General features: G+C 68.9%; 20 protein-coding genes. 8 read left to right on the top strand and 12 right to left on the bottom strand.

The features are described from left to right. Positions 1-50 precede the first annotated feature (50 nt). Both metE and G6N14_RS03190 read left to right on the top strand, forming a co-directional pair. Positions 51-2,348 (top strand): 5-methyltetrahydropteroyltriglutamate--homocysteine S-methyltransferase, encoded by a 2,298-nt coding sequence (gene metE / locus G6N14_RS03195; protein WP_275986557.1) that lies wholly within the window; start codon positions 51-53, stop codon positions 2,346-2,348. A gap of 97 nt (positions 2,349-2,445) precedes the next feature. Further along, on the top strand, positions 2,446-3,324 hold the full coding sequence (locus G6N14_RS03190; RefSeq protein WP_085137034.1) for a crotonase/enoyl-CoA hydratase family protein: 879 nt from the start codon (positions 2,446-2,448) through the stop codon (positions 3,322-3,324). Here the strand turns inward: G6N14_RS03190 and G6N14_RS03185 are convergent. From G6N14_RS03185 to prpD, 6 genes are all read right to left on the bottom strand, one after another. After that, a complete protein-coding gene (locus tag G6N14_RS03185) occupies positions 3,321-4,148 on the bottom strand; it encodes a sterol desaturase family protein (protein ID WP_085137032.1) in 828 nt (275 codons plus the stop codon). The two genes, G6N14_RS03190 and G6N14_RS03185, sit on opposite strands and share 4 nt — an antisense overlap. 5 nt (positions 4,149-4,153) lie before the next feature. Further along, entirely contained in the window at positions 4,154-4,879 is a 726-nt protein-coding gene (locus G6N14_RS03180) for a FadR/GntR family transcriptional regulator (protein ID WP_234809014.1), read from the bottom strand. 59 nt (positions 4,880-4,938) lie between these two features. Continuing rightward, the gene (locus G6N14_RS03175) at positions 4,939-6,672 is read right to left on the bottom strand and encodes a DUF3556 domain-containing protein (protein ID WP_085137030.1); all 1,734 of its coding nucleotides are present in this window, start codon (positions 6,670-6,672) and stop codon (positions 4,939-4,941) included. A gap of 90 nt (positions 6,673-6,762) precedes the next feature. Then, positions 6,763-7,893 (bottom strand): bifunctional 2-methylcitrate synthase/citrate synthase, encoded by a 1,131-nt coding sequence (locus tag G6N14_RS03170; protein ID WP_085137028.1) that lies wholly within the window; start codon positions 7,891-7,893, stop codon positions 6,763-6,765. Next, positions 7,890-8,804, bottom strand: coding sequence for a methylisocitrate lyase (gene prpB, locus G6N14_RS03165; protein WP_085137026.1), 915 nt, complete (start codon positions 8,802-8,804; stop codon positions 7,890-7,892). The genes G6N14_RS03170 and prpB overlap by 4 nt, the downstream gene beginning before the upstream one ends. Further along, a complete protein-coding gene (gene prpD, locus G6N14_RS03160; protein ID WP_085137024.1) occupies positions 8,801-10,306 on the bottom strand; it encodes a 2-methylcitrate dehydratase PrpD in 1,506 nt (501 codons plus the stop codon). Before prpD ends, prpB begins: the two co-directional genes overlap by 4 nt. Before the next feature lie 120 nt (positions 10,307-10,426). Between prpD and G6N14_RS03155 the strand changes: the two genes are divergently transcribed. Beyond that, complete coding sequence (locus G6N14_RS03155; protein ID WP_085137023.1) at positions 10,427-11,875, top strand: short-chain fatty acyl-CoA regulator family protein; 1,449 nt, start codon at positions 10,427-10,429, stop codon at positions 11,873-11,875. Here the strand turns inward: G6N14_RS03155 and G6N14_RS03150 are convergent. From G6N14_RS03150 to G6N14_RS03140, 3 genes are read right to left on the bottom strand one after another with little or no spacing between them, the layout of a single operon-like run. After that, the gene (locus G6N14_RS03150) at positions 11,836-12,357 is read right to left on the bottom strand and encodes a DoxX family protein (protein ID WP_085137021.1); all 522 of its coding nucleotides are present in this window, start codon (positions 12,355-12,357) and stop codon (positions 11,836-11,838) included. The genes G6N14_RS03155 and G6N14_RS03150 overlap by 40 nt on opposite strands. 9 nt (positions 12,358-12,366) lie before the next feature. After that, positions 12,367-13,590, bottom strand: a complete 1,224-nt coding sequence (locus tag G6N14_RS03145) for a WS/DGAT/MGAT family O-acyltransferase (protein WP_085137151.1) — start codon at positions 13,588-13,590, stop codon at positions 12,367-12,369. 33 nt (positions 13,591-13,623) lie between these two features. Further along, positions 13,624-14,517, bottom strand: a complete 894-nt coding sequence (locus G6N14_RS03140; RefSeq protein WP_085137019.1) for an alpha/beta fold hydrolase — start codon at positions 14,515-14,517, stop codon at positions 13,624-13,626. Positions 14,518-14,585: 68 nt separating this feature from the next. On the opposite strand from G6N14_RS03140, the gene G6N14_RS03135 reads away from it, so the two are divergent. Further along, positions 14,586-15,440 carry an alpha/beta fold hydrolase gene (locus G6N14_RS03135; RefSeq protein ID WP_085137017.1) on the top strand — a complete coding sequence of 285 codons (855 nt, stop codon included), beginning with the start codon at positions 14,586-14,588 and terminating at the stop codon, positions 15,438-15,440. Then, positions 15,437-16,258 carry an adenylate/guanylate cyclase domain-containing protein gene (locus G6N14_RS03130; RefSeq protein WP_085137015.1) on the top strand — a complete coding sequence of 274 codons (822 nt, stop codon included), beginning with the start codon at positions 15,437-15,439 and terminating at the stop codon, positions 16,256-16,258. The genes G6N14_RS03135 and G6N14_RS03130 overlap by 4 nt, the downstream gene beginning before the upstream one ends. A gap of 16 nt (positions 16,259-16,274) precedes the next feature. Here G6N14_RS03130 and G6N14_RS03125 read toward each other — a convergent pair whose 3' ends face one another. Continuing rightward, positions 16,275-16,439 (bottom strand): hypothetical protein, encoded by a 165-nt coding sequence (locus tag G6N14_RS03125; protein ID WP_163786988.1) that lies wholly within the window; start codon positions 16,437-16,439, stop codon positions 16,275-16,277. A 20-nt stretch (positions 16,440-16,459) separates the two neighbouring features. Between G6N14_RS03125 and G6N14_RS03120 the strand changes: the two genes are divergently transcribed. Further along, the gene (locus G6N14_RS03120; RefSeq protein ID WP_085137149.1) at positions 16,460-17,152 is read left to right on the top strand and encodes a guanylate cyclase; all 693 of its coding nucleotides are present in this window, start codon (positions 16,460-16,462) and stop codon (positions 17,150-17,152) included. 56 nt (positions 17,153-17,208) lie between these two features. Here the strand turns inward: G6N14_RS03120 and G6N14_RS03115 are convergent, their stop codons facing one another. Together G6N14_RS03115 and G6N14_RS03110 are read right to left on the bottom strand one after the other, a co-directional pair. Further along, the gene (locus G6N14_RS03115; protein ID WP_085137013.1) at positions 17,209-17,532 is read right to left on the bottom strand and encodes a putative quinol monooxygenase; all 324 of its coding nucleotides are present in this window, start codon (positions 17,530-17,532) and stop codon (positions 17,209-17,211) included. A 5-nt stretch (positions 17,533-17,537) separates the two neighbouring features. Continuing rightward, the gene (locus tag G6N14_RS03110) at positions 17,538-18,050 is read right to left on the bottom strand and encodes an OsmC family protein (protein WP_085137012.1); all 513 of its coding nucleotides are present in this window, start codon (positions 18,048-18,050) and stop codon (positions 17,538-17,540) included. Positions 18,051-18,152: 102 nt separating this feature from the next. On the opposite strand from G6N14_RS03110, the gene G6N14_RS03105 reads away from it, so the two are divergent. Together G6N14_RS03105 and G6N14_RS03100 are read left to right on the top strand one after the other, a co-directional pair. Beyond that, entirely contained in the window at positions 18,153-18,506 is a 354-nt protein-coding gene (locus G6N14_RS03105) for a Fe-S protein (RefSeq protein WP_085137010.1), read from the top strand. 66 nt (positions 18,507-18,572) lie between these two features. Beyond that, a complete protein-coding gene (locus G6N14_RS03100; protein WP_085137008.1) occupies positions 18,573-18,953 on the top strand; it encodes a nuclear transport factor 2 family protein in 381 nt (126 codons plus the stop codon). Position 18,954: the final 1 nt, after the last annotated feature.

Genomic DNA, 18,954 nt, shown 5'->3' with positions numbered 1-18,954 from the left:
TAAATTGCATGGGACCGGATTGGCTGGACAACTGCCGGCGGTGATCCACCCTGCAATCGAAGGATCAACTCGTGAACGCTCACCCCTTTACCGCCACCGTCATCGGCTCCCCGCGCATCGGACCTCGACGCGAGCTCAAACGCGCCACCGAAAGTTACTGGGCCGGCCGGATCAACCAGGACGAGCTGCGCCATGTGGCCGCCGGACTGCGCCGCGACGCCTGGGCTCAGCTGACCGCCGCCGGCCTGGACTCGGTGCCGGTGAACACGTTCTCCTACTACGACCAGATGCTCGACACGGCGGTGCTGCTGGGCGCACTCCCCGCCCGGGTGGCCGGCGTGACCGACGAGCTGGACCGCTACTTCGCCGCAGCCCGGGGCACCTCGGACATTGCACCGCTGGAGATGACCAAGTGGTTCGACACCAACTACCACTACATCGTTGCCGAGATCGGCCCGGACACAACGTTCAGGCTGAACCCGGCCAAGGTGCTGGCCGAGCTCGCCGAGGCACAAGTGCAGGGCATCGGCGGAAACGTGGCCCGGCCCGTGATCATCGGTCCGGTCACCTTCCTGCTGCTGTCCAAGGCTGTCGACGGTGCGCCGGCACCGATCTCCCGCCTGGACGAGCTCACCGAGGTCTACGCCGAACTGCTGGGCGCGCTGGCCGACGCCGGGGCGCAGTGGGTGCAGATCGACGAGCCGGTGCTGGTGACCGACATCTGCGCCGACGCGCCCGCGCTGGCCGAGCAGGTCTACAACCGGCTCGGCGGGCTGAGCAACCGGCCGTCGATCTTCGTGGCCACCTACTTCGGTGACCCCGGTGCGGGGCTGGCGGCGCTGGCCCGCACGCCGGTCGAGGCCATCGGGGTGGACCTGGTCTACGGCCCGAGCACCGTGGCGCCGGTGCCGGAGCTGGCATCCAAGACTCTGGTGGCCGGCATCGTCGACGGCCGCAACATCTGGCGCACCGACCTGCGGGCGGCGCTGGCCACCCTGGTATCGCTGCGAGGCAGTGCGGCGGCCGTTGCGGTATCGACGTCGTGCTCGACGCTGCACGTGCCGTACTCGTTGGAACCCGAGTCCGGATTGGACGAGGCGCTGCGCAGTTGGCTGGCGTTCGGCGCGGAGAAGGTGAGCGAGGTGGCCACCCTGGCGCGTGCCCTGCGCGACGGCCCGGATGCCGTGGCCGAGGAGATCGCCGCGTCCGACGCCGCGGTCGCCTCCCGCACGTCCGACCCGCGCCTGAACAATGCCGCGCTGCGCGCGCAGATCGCCGAGATCAGGGCGGCCGGCACCCGGCGCGGTTCGGCGCAGGCACGCCGCGCCGCTCAGGAGGCGCGGCTGCACCTGCCGCCGCTGCCCACCACCACCATCGGCTCGTTCCCGCAGACCGTCGAGATCCGCAAGGCCCGTGCGGCGTTGGCGGCCGGCGAGATCGACCAGGTGCAGTACATCGAGCGGATGAAGGCCGAAGTCGCTGCCGTCATCAAGCTGCAGGAGGATCTGGGCCTCGACGTTCTGGTGCACGGCGAGCCGGAGCGCAACGACATGGTGCAGTACTTCGCCGAGCAGCTGGAGGGCTTCTTCGCCACCCGCAACGGCTGGGTGCAGTCCTACGGCAGTCGCTGTGTCCGTCCGCCGGTGCTGTTCGGCGACGTCACCCGGCCCAAGCCGATGACGGTGCAGTGGGCGACCTACGCCCAGTCGCTGACCGACAAGCCGGTCAAGGGCATGCTCACCGGCCCGGTGACCATCCTGGCCTGGTCGTTCGTGCGCGACGACCAGCCGCTGGCCGACACCGCCTACCAGGTGGCCTTGGCGATCCGGGAGGAGACGCTCGATCTGGAGGCCGCCGGTATCGCGGTGATCCAGGTCGACGAGCCCGCCCTGCGCGAGCTGCTGCCGCTGCGCGACGCCGACAAAGCGGCCTACCTGGAGTGGGCGGTCGGCGCTTTCCGGCTGGCGACGTCAGGTGTCTCGGATGCGACCCAGATCCACACCCACCTGTGCTACTCGGAGTTCGGTGAGGTGATCGGCGCGATCGCCGACCTGGACGCCGACGTCACCTCGATCGAGGCGGCGCGCTCGCACATGGAGGTGCTCGACGACCTCAACGCGATCGGGTTCGCCAACGAAGTCGGCCCCGGGGTCTACGACATCCACTCGCCGCGGGTGCCCAGCGCCGACGAGATGGCGGTGTCGCTGCGTGAGGCACTGGGCGCCGTGCCCGCGCAGCGTCTGTGGGTCAACCCGGATTGCGGGTTGAAGACCCGCAAGCCCGACGAGGTGACCGCTTCACTGGCCAACATGGTCGCCGCGGCCCAGCAGGTCCGGGCCGGGGTGTAACGACAACTCGCCGAGTGTGCGTCCAGGGCGGGATTTTCACCTGATTCTCGCCCTGGACGCACACTCGGCGCGTAAGCCGGCGCATTAGCCTTGCCTGATGGACTTCACCACGCTGCGACACGAGGTCGAAGACGGCATTCTCACCGTGTATCTGCACCGGCCGGACAATCTCAACGCGTTCACCGTCGAGATGGCCGACGAGTTGGAACGCACCTTCATCGACGTCAACGACAACGACGATGTCCGCGCGGTGATCGTCACCGGCTCCGGACGCGCGTTCTGCGCCGGCATGGACCTGTCCAGCTCCGGCAACGTGTTCGGTCTCGACGAGTCCAAGTCGCCGGCACTGGCCGACATGGCCGACCTCGACGATCCCGAACTGGTGCGGGTGCGCGACACCGGCGGACGGGTGACGCTGGCGATCTATGGCTGCCGCAAGCCGGTGATCGCCGCGGTCAACGGCGCCGCGGTCGGGATCGGCGCCACCATGATGCTGGCCATGGACGCCCGGCTGTTTTCCACCAAGGCACGGTTCGGGTTGGTGTTCGGGAAATTGGGCATCACCCCGGAGGCCTGCTCGACGTGGTTCCTGCCGCGGATCGTGGGCATGCCGACGGCCCTGGATCTGCTGTATCGCGCCGACATCCTCGACGCCGAGGCCGCACACGGCTGCGGGATCGCCCAGGCAGTTCACCAACCGGAGACACTTTTGGCCGAGGCGCGGGCGCTGGCCGACGCCTGGACCAAGGGCCGCTCGCCGGTCTCCTTCGCGCTGATCCGCCAGATGCTCTACCGCAACTCCGCCCAGCCCGATCCGGTGGAGGCGCACCGGGTCGACTCGCTGGCGATGTTCTACACCAGCATCGGTGACGGCGCCGACGGCGTGCGCGCCTTCCTGGAAAAGCGTGCCCCGCACTTCAGTGCTCGGGCCTCACAGATGCCGCCGTTCTACGACGAGTGGGTGCCCGGCACCTAGCCGGCGGGCTGCCATCCCGGGCCGCGGAACAGGTGGCCGAACACCGCACGCCAGCTGCGCGCCGCGCGGATGTCGCGCCAGATCGCGACGTACTCGTGGGTGGCCACTCGCACCGGGTTGAACGTGTCGATGTTCTTGGTCAAGCCGTAGACGGCCGGCTCGTTCTCGGGCTCGAAGGTGCCGAACAGCCGATCCCACACGATCAGGATTCCCCCGTAGTTCTTGTCGAGGTAGCTGGGGTTGGCGCCGTGGTGCACCCGGTGATGCGACGGGGTGTTGAAGACGAATTCGAGGGGCCGCCAGAGCTTGCCGACGCGTTCGGTGTGAATGAAGAACTGGTAGAGCAGGCTGACGGACTGCTGGAGCAGGATCATCCACGGGGCGAATCCGGCGAACGCCAGCAGGATCCAGAACGGCACCGAGGTGAACGGCGTCCAGGTCTGGCGCAGGGCCGTGGACAGGTTGTAGTGCCGGCTGGAGTGGTGCACCACGTGGCTGGCCCAGAACACCCGGATGGTGTGGTGGGTCCGGTGGTACCAGTAGTAGGCGAAGTCGTCGGCGACGAACAGCGCGATCCAGGTCAGCGGGTTGGCCGCGGGCAGGTGGACGGGTGCCAGCAGGTAGGCCGCGCTGAAGATGGCCAGCACGGCCAGCTTCCACCCGATGTTGATGATGACGTTGCCGATGCCCATCGCCAGACTGGTGCCGGTGTCGCGCAGTTCGTAACCGAGCTCGTCGTCGTCGGGCCGCACGGCGAACGACACGGCTTCCAGGGTCAGGCAGAGCACGAAGACCGGAATGGCGTGTGCGATGAGGTCGAACATGGGAGCTACTCCCCTTCCTGGGCGCCGGCCTGGCAGGCCGTGACGAACCGGGCCAGCAACTCATCGGCAAGGCGGTAGGCCGCGTCCTCGTCGGCGGCCGCGATGGCGGCGGCCAGGTCGATGTGGGCGTTGCGGTCGGCGAACTCGGCGAGCCCGAGCGCGTAGATGGCGTCGCGGCCCATCTCCTCGTACGCCGCGACGAGGGTGTTGAGGGCGAGCCGGTACGCGATATTTTCTGAGCCGTCAATAACGGCGATCCAGAACGCCAGGTCGGCCTCGGCGAGGGCGTTGAGGTCGTCGGCGACCGGGTAGGCCGCCGCGGCTGCACTGATCGCGGCCCGTTGCTGCGGGGAGGCGTTGCGCGCGCACAGCCGGGCGGCGTCTGCGGCGATGGAGCGCCGCATCACCGCGACGTCGCCGATGATCTGGCGGGTGGGGATCGCCCCGGCCACAGCCAGCCCGGTCAGGGCATCCAGCCCGGCGCTTTGGCGCCAGTCGAGCACCCGGGTCTTGCCGCCGTGACTGATCCGGACCAGTCCCGCCTGCTGCAGCCGTTTGAGGGCTTCGCGCACGGCGTGGCGGTTGACCTGCAGGGTCAGCGCCAGTTCCCGCTCGGAGGGCAGTGCCTCACCGGCCGGCAGGCGTCCGGTCAGGATCTCCTCGACGAGGCGCACGAAGATCGTGTCGGACAGCGCGGTCCGCGAGATCGGTGCAAGGTCCATGGGCTCCATGGGCTCCATGGTGGGACAGCGCGACCATACTGGTCAACTGGTTGTACCAGTTATCTGGGTCACACCCCGGCGGCGCCGTCGACGTAGATGCGCAGGTCGTCCTGCCAGGGCTGCAGCTGCACCATGTCCGCCACCTTGACGTGGCCGCGCTCGAACTCGCCGGTGGCCGCGTCCACCAGCCGGTAGGTCTGCGTCTGCCGGTGGATCGGCTGGGCGTCCAGGATCACCACCCGCACCTCCCCGGGCTCGAAGCCGCAGCGCTGCTGCAACGCCTCGATCAGCTGCTCATTGGTCATGTGGCCGTCGCCGAAGTTCCAGCCCACCGCCGTCGAACAGATCCGCTCCCCGTCGGTCAGCGAGTAGTCGCTCTCGTCGCCGTCGGCCATCGCCCGGTGCGCCAGGCTGAACAGCGCCCGGCCGTGGGTGTTGAACCCCCGGAAGGCGTAGCCCATGTAGATCGGGATTTGGGCGGCCTCGGGGCTGCCGTAGAAACGTTCCAGCTGCGCGGCGGGCATGCTGGCGATCGCGACGATTCCCCGCGCGATCTTCTCTTCGGCGGACGGCGTCAGGCACCACAGCGTGGTGTCCCAGTTACCGGCGTAGTACCGCATCCCGGGCAGGAACGAGATCTTCTGCGGGAACAGGTTTCCCAGCACTACGGTGCCGGCGCTGACGGCGAACAGCAGTGCCACCGGCAGCGGATCGGTGATGTCGGACAGTCCCAGGTCGGCGTGTGCGACGAACAGCGACAACACCCCGAAAATCATGAAGACGTTCCATTCCAGCGGCACGCCCATCGGAATGGCCGCGAGGATGCCCAGATGGAAGGCGACCATCACGGTGGCCGCGATGGCGGTGGGCAGGCCACCGTGACAGAAGAACAGCGGCAGCGGCGCCAGCATCTCGATCGCGGTGCTCACGTGCGCCAGCGCCTTCGACGGCCCGCCGGGGCGCAGGTCGTCGGGGAAGTTCTTGAAGAAGGCGCGTTTGAGGGCCTTCGGCCGGATCAGCGGGTTGTTGCTCATCATCGTCGAGATCACGAACGGGAAGTGCCGGTTGAGCTTGGAGGTGGCCGCGCCCACCCAGATCACCATGAAGATCGCCTTGGCCGCGATGATCATGTCGGCACCGGTGAACAGGAACGCCGCGGCCAGCGCCGCGTAGACCTCGCCGCGGGCGGCCAGGAAGATCACCTTGTCGCGCAGGCCGAGCACCGCCAGCACCGCCAGAATCGCCACGATCTGCCAGTGCGGCAGCACCCCGATCTCGGTGCGCAGTGCGGCGATGGCGCCCGTGCCGTCGGAGACCAGCGCCACCAGCAGCAGCACCAGCAGGGCCGCGTAGAGGGCTGCGTCCAGGGGGGTGCGGGCGGTGCCCGAGGTCAGCGGTATGCGCCCCGGCCACGGTGGCAGCCGAATGGTGCCGGGCCGCAACCAGTACAGGATGGATCCCATCGGCGGGAAGAAGCGGTTGTTGAGCGGGCCGAAGCCGCAGCCCAGGCCGATCACCTCGAACAGCATCGTGTAGAGCACGACCTTCTCGAACACGATCGGTTCGCTCCACCACTGCCGCACCTCGGTGAATCCGTCGATGCCGGTGGTGGTCAGCGCGAACAGCCAGGCGCCCAGGATGTACAGGCCGATCTTGAGCACGTAGAACAGGTGCAGCACCACCGGGGTGCCGAAACCCACCTCCGCCCAGTGCCGGGCCATCGGCCGGATCTTCTCGCTGCGCGTGCCCTTGCTCCACTCCGGGAAGTCGACTACGGGCAGTTGAGGTTTGAGAAATCCCATGCAGCCAAGACTAGAACGTGTTCTAGATCTGCGGGCCGAAACCCGTCCCGGTGAACGTGCGGGCGGCCACCGACCGCGGCCGCCGCGCCGTCACACCGCCTTGAGGACGCGCTGCGGGCTGCCCGAGTAGGCGCTCAGCGGGCGGATCAGCGCGTTGGACGCCGTCTGCTCCATGATGTGGGCGGTCCAGCCGGTGATGCGGCTCATCACAAACAACGGGGTGAACATCGGGATGTCGAAGCCCATCAGGTAGTAGGCCGGACCGGTCGGGAAGTCCAGGTTGGGCTTGATTCCGGTTGCCGCGAACATCTCGGTCTCCAGGATGCGGTAGATGTCCAGCCAGGCCCGGCCACCGCGGGCGGCAGCCACCTGCTCGAGTGCCGCCTTCATGGTCGGCACCCGGGAGTCGCCGTGCTTGTACACGCGGTGACCGAAGCCCATCACCTTCTCCTTACGCGACAGCTTGGCGTGCAGCCACGCCGCGGCCCGGCCCGGCTCACCGATCTCGATCATGTCGTGCATGACCGCCTCGTTGGCGCCGCCGTGCAGCGAGCCCTTGAGCGCGCCGATGGCCGCGGTGACCGCGCTGTAGATGTCGGACTGGGTGGAGGTGACCACCCGTGCGGCGAACGTGGATGCGTTGAAGCTGTGTTCGGCATACAGCGTCATGGACTGCTCGAAGGCCGCCACGATCACCGGATCGGGCACCTCGCCGAAGCACATCCGCAGGAAGTTCTCGGAGTAGCCGAGGTGGCTGTGCGGCGCGATCGGGTCCAGACCGCGCCGGCGGCGCATGTCGGCGGCCACGATGGTGGGCAGCACCGCGAACATCCGCAGCGCCTTGGTGAAGTTCGCCGACTCGCTGGGGTCGTCTTCTTCGGCGTCCTCGGCGCCCAGGTAGCTGATCGCGGTGCGCACCACGTCCATCGGATGGCAGTTCTCCGGCAGCTTGTCCACCAGCGACAGCAGCGAGCGGTCCGCTCGCCGCGCCGCCCGCTCCCGCTGGCAGAACAGCGCCAGCTCGGCGTCGCTCGGCAGCTCGCCGTGCCACAACAGGTAGGCGACCTGCTCGAAGGTGCAGTGCGCGGCCAGATCCTGCACGGGGTAACCGCGGTAGGTCAGGGAGTTGGTCTCCGGCACCACCTTGGAGATGGCGGTGGTGTCGACGACGACGCCGGCGAGTCCTTTGCGGATTTCCGGCACGTCCGGGGAGATCGTCACTGGGCCGCTCCTAACGTGAAGGTGAAGATGTCGTCATCGAATTGGCTGTACTCGGCGTAGCGCAGCAGCTCGTAGAGCCGGCTGCGCTGCTGCATCTGATCCAGGAGACCGGATTGCGTTCCGGCCGAATCGATCTCACGCAATCCGGCTTCGACGGCGAACATCGCCAGCCGCAGCGTGGTGACCGGGTAGATGACGGCGTTGTAGCCGAGGTCGCACAGTTGGGCGGCGGTGAGCAGCTCCGATTTGCCGAACTCGGTCATGTTGGCCAGCAGCGGCGTGGTCACCGCGGCGCGAAATGCTTCGAATTCGGCCGGCCCGCGTAGGGCTTCGGTGAAGATCAGGTCCGCCCCGGCGTCGGCGTAGGCCTTCGCCCGGTCGATCGCGGAGGCGAGTCCTTCGATGCCGGCGGCGTCGGTGCGGGCGCAGATCACGAAGTTGGGGTCCCGGCGGGCGGTGACCGCGGCCCGCAGCCGCTTGACCATCTCACCCACCGGCACCACGGCTTTGCCGTCGAGGTGCCCGCACCGCTTGGGGTTGACCTGGTCCTCGAGGTGGCACCCGGCCAGCCCGGCGTCTTCGAGCACCGTGACGGTGCGTGCGGCGCTCATCGGCTCGCCGAAGCCGGTGTCGGCGTCGATGAAGGTGGGCAAGCTGGTGGCCGCGGCGATCTGTGCGCCGCGCTCCGCCACCTCGGTCAGCGTGGTCAGCCCGATGTCCGGCAGTCCCAGGTCGGCCGAGAGCGCCGCACCGGAGACGTAGACGCCTTCGAAGCCGATCTCGGCCACCAGCTTGGCGACCAGGGGCGAGAACGCCCCCGGGAACCGTTGCAGCCGGCCCGATTGCAGACCGGCCCGCAATGCCGCCCGCTTGTCCGCCGGAGCCGCGGCGGACCCGAGCAGCCCACTCACCGGAAAATCCCGTCGGGTGTCGCCGGTGCCTGGTCGAGCACCGCCGGCTCGACGACGATGTTGAGTTCGCTGAGCTGACCGCCGCTCAGACCCGCAAGTCCTTCGGCGGCGGCGAGGAACCGCTCTTGTTCGGCCGTGGTCACCACGCCCTCGGCGAGCTCGGTGAACTTGGCGATGTACTGCTTGCGTTCGAACGGCCGGGCCCCCAGCGGGTGAGCGTCGGCGATCGCGAGCTCGTCGGTGATGACTTCGCCACTGGCCAAGGTGATCTCGGCGCGCGCCCCGAACGCCTTCTCGCCTGGGTCGGTCGAGTGGTAGCGCCGGGTCCACTCCGGGTCCTCGACGGTGGAGATCTTGCGCCACAGTGCGATGGTCTCGGGCCGGTGTGCCCGTTCCGGGCTGTAGGACCGGACGTGGTGCCAGCTGCCGTCCTCCAGGGCGACGGCGAAGATGTACATCACCGAGTGGTCCAGGGTCTCCCGCGAGGCGTCCGGGTCGAACTTCTGCGGGTCGCCGGAGCCGGTGCCGATCACGTAGTGGGTGTGGTGGCTGGTGTGCAACACGATCGTGGCCACCTGGCTCAGGTCGGCGATCCGCTCGCGGAGGCGCTTGGCCAGGTCGATCAGGGCCTGGCTCTGGTATTCCGCGGAGTACTCCTTGGTGTAGGTGTCCAGGATGCCGCGCTTGGCCTCGCCGGGACCGGGCAGCGGCACCTGGTAGGTGTGGTCGCGCCCGGACAGCAGCCAGGCGATCACGCCGTCTTCGCCCTCCCAGATCGGGGCCGGTGCGCCTTCACCGCGCATCGCCCGGTCCACGGCCTCGATGCCGACTTTGCCGGCCCAGGCCGGCGCGTAGGCCTTCCAGCTGGAGATCAAGCCCTTGCGGGACTGGCGGGTAGCGGTGGTCAGGTGCAGCGCCTGGCCGACGGCGGAGTAGATCACCTCGGGGTCCAGCCGCAGCATGGTGCCGATTCCGGCGGCTACCGACGGGCCGAGATGGGCGACGTGGTCGATCTTGTGCTCGTGCAGGCAGATACCCTTGACCAGGTCGACCTGGATCTCGTAGGCGGTGGCCAGGCCGCGGATCAGGTCGGCGCCGCTGACCCCGAGCTGCTGGGCGACCGCCACCAGCGCGGGGATGTTGTCGCCGGGATGCGAGTACTCCGCGGCCAGGAAGGTGTCGTGGAAGTCCAGTTCGCGCACCGCGGTGCCGTTGGCCCAGGCGGCCCATTCGGCCGAGTAGCTGCCGCGGACGCCGAAGACCGCGGCACCCGGGGCCGACGGGTGTGCCAGGGCTTGGCGGCGGGCCACGGTCACCGGCCGGCGCAGCACCGAGGCAGCGCTGACGGCGGCGTTGTCGATGATCCGGTTGATGACCATTGCCGCGGTGTCGTCGGGAACTTCCACCGGGTCGGCGGCCACCTGCGCGATCTTCCAAGCGAGGTGCTCGGAGCGGGGGAAGTCCTCGGCACTGCGGCGGGTCCGCACGTCATGTAGCTGCATGTTTCACACCCTACGCAGAGCCGCGACCTGCCGAAACTGACGGGAAAAGTGGAATTTTGCGTCCTAGAATCTCCGGTGTTGCAAACCTTGCGAATCTGCCGTGGGGTTACCCTGCATGACATGGCACCTCCGACCTCCCGCACCTTCGCCGGGGCCAGGCTGCGCCGTCTGCGTGAGGAGCGCGGCCTGACGCAAGTCGCGCTGGCCCGCGCGTTGAACCTGTCGACCAGCTACGTCAATCAGCTCGAGAACGACCAGCGGCCGCTCACCGTTGCGGTGTTGCTGGCGCTCACCGAACGTTTCGGCCTGCCCGCGCAGTACTTCTCCGGCGACGGCGATGCCCGCCTGGTCGCCGAACTGCGCGACATGTTCACCGCGACCGCCGGCGAACACGCCGCCGGCGAAGGACAGATCGAGCAGCTGGTGGCGCGCATGCCCGAGATCGGCAACAGCCTGCTGACCATGCACCGCCAACTTCGTTCGGCCACTGAGGAATTGGAATCCTACCGGTCGCGAGTCTCCGGTGACGCGGCACAGTCGGTGGCCGGGCCCATGCCCTTCGAGGAGGTCCGGGACTTCTTCTACGACCGCAACAACTACATCGGCGAACTCGACAATGCCGCCGAGCGGCTATTCATCGACACCGGGATGCGTTTCGGCGGCTTGGATATTCAGCTGGCTGCACTGATGGAAGAGCGCTTCGGCGTCACCGTGGCGATCGTCGACGACCTGCCGGCGGGCACCAAGCGGGTCTTCGATCCGGCGACACGGGTGCTGCGCGTCGCGCACTGGCTGCTGGCCGGCCAGCGCGCTTTCCAGATCGCCACCCAACTGGCGCTGCTGACCCAGCAGGAGCTGCTCGCCGACCTCGTGGCCCAAGACCCGTCACTGAGCCCGGAGGCACGCGGGGTAGCCAAGATCGGGCTGGCCAATTACTTCGCCGGCGCTTTTCTGTTGCCGTACCGGCAGTTTCAGCGATCCGCGGCCGACCTACGTTACGACATCGACCTGCTGGGCCGCCGTTTCGAGGTCGGTTTCGAGACGGTGTGTCACCGCCTGTCGACACTGCAACAGCCCGGACGACGCGGGGTGCCGTTCATCTTCGTCCGTACCGACAGAGCCGGCAACATCTCGAAGCGGCAGTCAGCGACGGCGTTTCACTTCAGCCGGGTCGGCGGCAGCTGCCCCCTGTGGGTGGTCCACGATGCATTCAGCCAGCCGGGCCGCATCGTCACCCAGGTGGCCCAGATGCCCGACGGGCGCAAGTACTTCTGGATCGCGACAACCACGCCGCCCGAGGGGCGCGGCTATCTGGGGCAGCACAAGAGTTTCGCCGTGGGCCTGGGGTGCGACCTTGCCCATGCCGACAAGCTGGTGTACTCCACCGGTGTCGCCCTCGATGACGCGGCAACGGTGGTGCCGATCGGCGCGGGCTGCAAGATCTGTGATCGCCAGGCCTGCCCGCAGCGGGCCTTCCCCTATCTGGGCCGGCGCGTGATCGTCGACGAGAACGCCGGCAGCGGGCTGCCCTACTCGCCTGTCGCGGCGGACTGCGCCGGCCGCCGGTAGAACAACACCAGTTGACCGATGGCGCCCGCCAGTCCCAGGCCGAGCGAGATCCACAGGCCCGACCAGCCTTTCTGCCAGCAGTGGCCGAAAATCTGGTGGTCGGCGCTGAGGTAACCCGGCCCCAGCATGGCCACCACGACAGCGCCGGCGGCCAGCACCAGGTTGTACTCCCAGCCGTTGCTGAGCACGAAGAAGCCGTTCGAGCGGTGCACGGTCCATACCGCCACCGCCATCAACGCCACGAACCCGGCGGCCGCGATCGGGGTGAACAACCCGACGGCCAGCGCCAGCCCGGCAGCGATCTCGGTGATCGCCGCGGTCAGCGCCGCGAACTTGCCGTACTTCATGCCGATGCTTTCGAACCACCTCGCGGTGCCGGGGATGCGGCCCCCGCCGATGAACTTGTTCAACCCGTGGGCTGCCATGGTCAGACCCAGAACAAGACGCAGGAGCAGCAGTGCGACATCAGCAGAGGTGGCCATCTGCTCAAACTACAACGCGGCGTCCAACAGTCGCAGATATACCTCGATATCGGGGATCGCCGACTGAGCCGCGTGCACGCTGATCACGACGGTGTCGCCGATCCCGTGCACGCCGTGCGTCAGTCCCATCGCCGGGGACAGCGCAGGAAACCCGGCGGTCAGCAGGACCGGCTCGGTGCCCAGTCGCAGGTCTGCGGCGCCGCGGTGCACGCTGGAGACCACGGTGTTGCCGGCGACCCGCTGCGGGCGCACATCGGGGTCGAATCGGTCTACGCCCCAGCGCAGCAACACCGCGGGCGTCGCGGCGAAGGCGCGGTCGGCGGCGGCGGTGGCCGGGTGGCGGCTCCGGAGCCGGCCCGTGGCGATATCGGCGGCGATGCGCTGACAGCGGGCGTCGTGGTCCAGACGCGGGTACAGCCCCACCGTCACGTTGCCGAAGTGGTTGTGGGCTTGGCGCGCACCGGCTTTGGCCATGGGAAGTTCGGCACCCAGTTCGTCGCAGTGCCCGCCGAGATATTCCGAGAGCGCCGCGGACACCGCGGCGAGCACTGCCACGGTGACCGTCGGCCCGCCCACGTCGGCACGCTGTCGCACCAGCGTGCGCACGGTTCGGTCGCCGGCCGGCCGGTTGTTGGTGGCCAGCGGTGGGCGGTCGCCGACGGCGGGCGGCAGCAGTCCCGCCCGGGTGTCCTCGACGCGGCGGCGGTGGGCGCGCGCGGCGACCACGGCACGCCACGGCAAGAACCCGGCCCGCGGTGGCGGCACCGCGGCCACCGGCGCGGGACGGCCGAACAGCCAGGCGGCCAGTGCTGAGGACCGTTGGCCGTCGGCAAGGGCGTGCGCTATCTGCACCACCGCCACCGTGCCGGCGCCGCGATGCCCGGGAATGTCGTGCACGGGCGCGAACACGTGCAGGCGCCACGGGTTGGCGCCGATGTCGAGCTGGTCTTCGGTGAGCCCCACGATGGCGTCCAGGCAGCCGGCCCAGCTGTCGGCGGGTGCCCGGTGGCGGATCACCGTGGCCGGCTCGGTCCGCGGCACCCAACGCGGGTAGCGCAGCCGGCCGGCGTCGTCGACCCGGATGTTGAGATCCGGGGCCGCCCGGGCCCGGTCGAGCACTTCGACGATCGCGCCGTCAAGGTCGGCCGGTACCCCGGCGAAGGCGTAGAGCAGGAACTGGTCGCTGGGGATCTTCGCCGACATCCAGCCGAACTGCGCGTCGATGGCGGCCATCCGCCGTGCGGCGGCCACCGGGTCAGGCCCCGCTCATCGGCTCAGGAACGCCAGCACCTGTTCGGCGACCTGGTCGGGCTGCTCGAGTTGCAGGAAGTGGCCCGCGTTTTCGACGATGGCAACCGCACTGCCCGCCGGCAATGCGGGCTCCATCAGCTGCGCGAACTCCACCGTCATGCAGCCGTCGGTGCGCCCGTGCAGGTACAGGGTCCGCAGCTGCGGCAGCTGCAACCAGTACCGGTGCAGATCGGTGTAGGGCTCGGGGGCCCGCAGGCTGCGTAATGCCCGGTAGGGCCCCAGCGCGGCGCGCCAGCCCTCCGGTGTTCCGATGGCCGCGTCGACGTGGCGCAGATCCTCCTCGGCGGGATATCCCGGCGACCAGCGCCGCCACAGCAGCGGCAGCACCCAGGAGGCGGAGCGCTCCGGCAGCCACGGCAGTTGGAAGTAGCTGATGTACCAGCTGCGCAGCACCTGTCCGGGAACCCGGCGGGCCAGCGAGAGCCGGTCGGTCCCGCCGACGGCACGGAGCGCGGCCGGCGGCGGCACAGACATGATCACCGCCTTGGTGAACGGGCTGTCGGGCATCGCCGCCAGCCCGGTGGCCGCGATCGCGCCCCAGTCGTGCCCGATCACCACGTCCCGGCCGGTGCCGCCGACAGCGACGTGCGCCCGTAGCGCGTCGTGGATCAAGGCGCCCACGTGGTAGCTGCCGTCGGCGGGGATCGCCGAGGGCGCATATCCCCGCATGAACGGCGCCACCACATGCCACCCGGCGTCCACCAGCCGCGGCGCCAAGCGGCGCCACCCGTAGGCGGTGTCGGGAAAACCGTGCAGGCACAACGCCACCGGGTCACCGGGGGTGCCCCAACTCAATGCCTTGAGTTCGACCCCGGGTGCCGGCACGTCGATCCACCGCGGTTCACTCATCACTTACCCCTCACGGCCGGGCAGGCGTTTGCGTCGACCCTGTCGTCCAACCTATCTACCATCTGGGAATGCGCACAGCCCAGACCGTCGAATACGACGGCGTCGACGGAGTAACGCTGGTCGCCGACGAATGGAACCGCGGCGCAGCCGACGCGGCCGGCCACCCGACCATCGTGCTGCTGCACGGCGGTGGCCAGAATCGGCACTCCTGGCACAGGACCGGCCAGATCTTGGCCGACCGCGGCTATCACGTGGTGGCGCTCGACACCCGCGGCCACGGCGACAGTGATCGGGCGCCGCACGCCGACTACGCGATCGAGAAGCTGACCGCCGACGCGCTGGCGGTGATCGACGCGATCGGCCGGCCGGTGGCGCTGATCGGGGCCAGCATGGGCGGGCTCACCGGCATTCTGGTGGCCGCGCAGGCCGGGCCGCAGCGGGTGACCAAGCTGGTGCTGGTGGACGTGGTGCCGCGTTATGAGAAGGACGGCAGCGCCCGCATCCGTGACTTCATGGCCAGCCACCTCGACGGTTTCGACTCCTTGGAGCAGGCCGCCGACGCGGTGGCGTCCTACCTGCCGCACCGCCGCAAACCTCGCAGTCCCGAAGGGCTGAAGAAGAATCTGCGCCGGCGCGACGGGCGGTGGTACTGGCACTGGGATCCGGCGCTGATGACCAAACCCGACGACGACCCGGCGCTGCGCACCGAGAAGATCGAGGCGGCCGCCATCGGGCTGCAGATCCCGATCCTGCTGATCCGCGGCAAGCTCTCCGATGTGGTCAGCCCCGACGGTGTCGCGGACTTCCTGTCCAAGGTCCCCGGCGCGCGGCTCGTGGAGCTGTCCGGCGCCGGGCACACCGCCGCCGGCGACGACAACGACGCCTTCAGCGCGGCCGTCGTCGAGTTCGTGTCCGGGCCTTGACGGGGTGGCTCGCGCCGCCCTGGATCGCGGCCTACGCCCTGGCGGCGGTGGTGGCCGGCCAGGGCCTGGCGCTGGCGATCGTGACCGCCCGGCTGCGGCGGGCCCGCGCCGAGGCCGACTCGCTGCGCGGGCGGGTCGATGCCCGCACCATGCTTCTGACCAGCGGCCGGGAGGCCGTCAAGACGGTTTGGCAGACGGCGAACCTGGTGCGCGAGCAGGGTTTCGGTGCGGCGGTGCGCAGTTCGATCGAAGACCTCGCCGACTGGGCGGCGGTGGAACGCCCCGACCTGGCCCGGCTGGCCCCGGACGGGCATGTGGTGGTGCTGTTCACCGACATCGAGGGGTCCACCGAACTCAACGAGCGGATCGGTGACCGCGCCTGGGTGAAACTGATCGCCCGCCACGACGAGGCGGTGCACCGGCTGGTTGCGGCGCACCGCGGGCAGGTGGTGAAAAGCCAGGGCGACGGCTACATGATCGCCTTCGCCGATCCCGCGCAGGCGGTGCGCTGCGCCCTGGCCATTCAGCAGGCGCTGCAGGCCCGGCGCGGGCGCAAACCCCAGCAGCCGATCCGGGTGCGCATCGGGGTGCACATGGGCCGCTCGGTGCGGCGCGGCGACGACCTGTTCGGCCGCAACGTCGCGATGGCCGCCCGGGTTGCCGCCGCGGCGCAGGGCGGCCAGATCCTGATCAGCGGGCCGGTGCGCGACGCGGTGAAGGAATGCGCGGATATCACCGTCGGCGTCGGGCGTGACGCGGAGCTGAAGGGCTTCGCGGGCACCCACCGCCTCTACAGCGTCGACGCCGCCACGGACTGACGGGCGCTAGGCTGCGTTAATCCAAGCCGCCGGCCTCGGCCAGCCGCTCATGCAGGCGGGCGCGGACTTGTTCGGGCGTGTAGGCCCGCCGTCGGCGCTGGTCTCGCGCCACCAGCACTCCCCCGGCGGCAACGCCCACCACACCCGCCAGGCCGATCCATTTCCAGATGCTGCGCACCATCACACCCTAGGGTGCTGGGCGTGGACGAACACACCGTGACATTGGACCGGGCGCTGGCCGAAACACGCACCGGCGACATCTGGTTGTTCCGGGGCCGCTCCGGCCCGGACCGCGCGATCCAGACCCTGTCCAACGCCCCGGTGAACCACGTCGGGATGACGGTGGCCCTCGATGATCTGCCGCCGTTGATCTGGCATGCCGAGCTCGGCGACAAGTTGCATGACTTCTGGACCGGCACCAACCACCGCGGGGTGCAGCTCAACGACGCCCGGGCGGCCGTCGAGCAGTGGATGGGCCGCTATGAGCAGCGCTGCTGGCTGCGCCAGCTCAGCGGGACCATCACCCGCCAGCAGGAGAACCAGCTGCTGCAGGCGATCGCGCGGATGGACGGCACCGCGTTTCCCACCACCGCACGGCTCACCGGCCGGTGGCTGCGGGGGCGGCTGCCCACAGCGCGCGACTGGACCCGCGGTATCCCGTTGCTGGACCGCAAAGTCGAGGAGATCACCCAGCAGCGCAAGGCCCGCAACAGCAAGGTCGCGTTGCAGACCGCCTACTGCGCCGAGACGGTGGCCATCACCTACGAACAGATGGGCCTGCTGTCGACCGACAAGAACTCGAACTGGTTCGACCCCGGCTGCTTCTGGAGCGGGGATATCTTGCCGTTGGCCGCCGGTTACCAATTGGGCCGGGAGATCTCGGTCGTGCGCTAGGCGCTGGGCGATCGCAAGCGCGGCGAAGCCGGGTGAAGCGGGTCGCCGTGATGACCTCAGTCGACGGTCAGCTCACCCATCGCCGACCAGTCCGTGGCGTCGATCTGCTGGCTGATGATCTTCGGTGTCGACACCAGGGCCTGCGGCATGTCGGCCATGGCCTGTTTGAAGTGCTCGCTGTTGACGTGGGCACTGCCCGCTTCGCCGTCGCGGAAAGCCTCGACGAGCACATACTCGCATGCGTCATCGAGACTGCGCGACCACTCGAACCACAGGTTGCCGGGCTCGGCCCGGGTGGCCTCGGTGAAGCCGGCCACCAACTGCGGCCAGCGCTGCGCCCAATCCGGCTTGACCGCGAACTTGACGACGATGAAGATCACCGGCGCTACTTTACCTCCAGGGTGCTGTGCACCGGGGTGACGTTGGTGGTCAGATCCAGTACCGGGCAGTGCTTTTCCACCGTCTGGTGCAGCTCCCGGTAGCGCTCCTCGGTCTCCGGGCCGGTCACGGTGATGACCACCCGCACCTGGTTGAAGCCGGGGCGGACGTCGTCGTCCAGACCGAAGAAGCCACGAACGTCCAGGTCGCCTTCGGCACGCCCGGTGATCTCATCGACGGTGATACCCAGCTTCTCCGCCCAGTACCGCCACGTGACGATCTGGCAGGACAGCAGCGATGCCAGGTAGTACTCCACCGGGTTGGGGGCGGTGTTCTCGCCGCCGAGCGCCGGCGGTTCGTCGACCTCGACGCTGTACTGGCCCAGCGTGACGGTGCTGGCGACCGCGTCGTGGCCGACGGCGGAGGCACTGAAGACCACTTGCGAGCCTGCGGGGTCGGCAGCGGCCGGGTCACTGGTGGCGGCGACGACGGCGGCCAGGCGGGTGAGGGAGGTAGTCATGCGGGCAAGGCTAGAGACTCGGCGCCAGATCGGCGAGCGACGCGGAGGCGCGCTTGCCGGATGGAATACCATTTGCCGCCGCCACGGGTTAGCCTGAGCGGCGTGGAGGTACTACGGCACGTAATAGTTCTGCTGCACATCGTCGGTTTCGCGGTGACGTTCGGTGCGCTGGTCGCCGAAGCTGCGGCGCGGCGCTTCCAGCTCACCCCGGTGATGAACTACGGCGTCTTGCTGTCCCTGCTGACCGGACTGGCGCTGGCGGCCCCCTGGCCTGCCGACGTGGTGCTCAACTACCCCAAGATCGGGACCAAGCTGGTGATCCTGGTCGCCCTCGGTGCCGTGCTGGGCATCGGCCGGGCACGGCAGCGTAAGTCAGGTGGGGAAGCCCCGCGCCCGCTGTTCTACGCCGCGGGTGCCCTGGTGCTGACCGCCGCCGGGCTCGCCGTCATCTGGTAGACCGCTCGATTCAGACATTCAATCTGGCTGATCCCAATCGGACGTAAAGCCGATACCGTCGTTGTCATGGCTGATGACGACATACGCGCTGCGCTCGAGGCGCATTGGGCGGCGTCGGATGCGAACGACTTCGACGCCGAACATCAGATCTACCGGGCGGATTCGGTCCTCGAATACCCCCAGTCGGGTGAGCGGATTCGTGGCCGCGACCATATTCGGGCGTCGCGGCAAGCCCAGCCGAATGCCAAACGCTTCACAGTCCGCCGCATCCTCGGAGGTGGCGATCTGTGGATCAGTGAACTCGTCCTCACCTACGACGGTCGGCCGTCCTACGTGGTGAGCGTGATGGAGTTCGCGCGCGGGGAGGTCGTGCGCGAGACGCAGTATTTCGGCGATCCGTTCAGCCCCGGACCGTCGCGCGTTCAATGGGTCGAACCGATCGAATGAG

Origin of the sequence: Mycolicibacter hiberniae, assembly GCF_010729485.1 — a bacterium.
GTDB lineage: Bacteria > Actinomycetota > Actinomycetes > Mycobacteriales > Mycobacteriaceae > Mycobacterium > Mycobacterium hiberniae.
The sequence above is the reverse complement of the archived record's forward strand: the minus strand, read 5'-3'. Positions and strand labels throughout refer to the sequence as shown.

Excerpts from the sequence above, each read along its gene's own strand:
- G6N14_RS03110 (WP_085137012.1), bottom strand. The coding sequence starts at position 18,050 with ATGACTACCTCCCTCACCCGCCTGGCCGCCGTCGTCGCCGCCACCAGT.
- prpD (WP_085137024.1), bottom strand. The coding sequence starts at position 10,306 with ATGCAGCTACATGACGTGCGGACCCGCCGCAGTGCCGAGGACTTCCCC.
- G6N14_RS03125 (WP_163786988.1), bottom strand. The coding sequence starts at position 16,439 with ATGGTGCGCAGCATCTGGAAATGGATCGGCCTGGCGGGTGTGGTGGGC.
- G6N14_RS03185 (WP_085137032.1), bottom strand. The coding sequence starts at position 4,148 with ATGTTCGACCTCATCGCACACGCCATTCCGGTCTTCGTGCTCTGCCTG.
- G6N14_RS03180 (WP_234809014.1), bottom strand. The coding sequence starts at position 4,879 with ATGGAGCCCATGGACCTTGCACCGATCTCGCGGACCGCGCTGTCCGAC.
- G6N14_RS03190 (WP_085137034.1), top strand. The coding sequence starts at position 2,446 with ATGGACTTCACCACGCTGCGACACGAGGTCGAAGACGGCATTCTCACC.
- G6N14_RS03145 (WP_085137151.1), bottom strand. The coding sequence starts at position 13,590 with ATGGCCGCCATCGACGCGCAGTTCGGCTGGATGTCGGCGAAGATCCCC.
- G6N14_RS03140 (WP_085137019.1), bottom strand. The coding sequence starts at position 14,517 with ATGAGTGAACCGCGGTGGATCGACGTGCCGGCACCCGGGGTCGAACTC.
- G6N14_RS03100 (WP_085137008.1), top strand. The coding sequence starts at position 18,573 with ATGGCTGATGACGACATACGCGCTGCGCTCGAGGCGCATTGGGCGGCG.
- G6N14_RS03135 (WP_085137017.1), top strand. The coding sequence starts at position 14,586 with ATGCGCACAGCCCAGACCGTCGAATACGACGGCGTCGACGGAGTAACG.
- G6N14_RS03175 (WP_085137030.1), bottom strand. The coding sequence starts at position 6,672 with ATGGGATTTCTCAAACCTCAACTGCCCGTAGTCGACTTCCCGGAGTGG.
- G6N14_RS03150 (WP_085137021.1), bottom strand. The coding sequence starts at position 12,357 with ATGGCCACCTCTGCTGATGTCGCACTGCTGCTCCTGCGTCTTGTTCTG.
- G6N14_RS03155 (WP_085137023.1), top strand. The coding sequence starts at position 10,427 with ATGGCACCTCCGACCTCCCGCACCTTCGCCGGGGCCAGGCTGCGCCGT.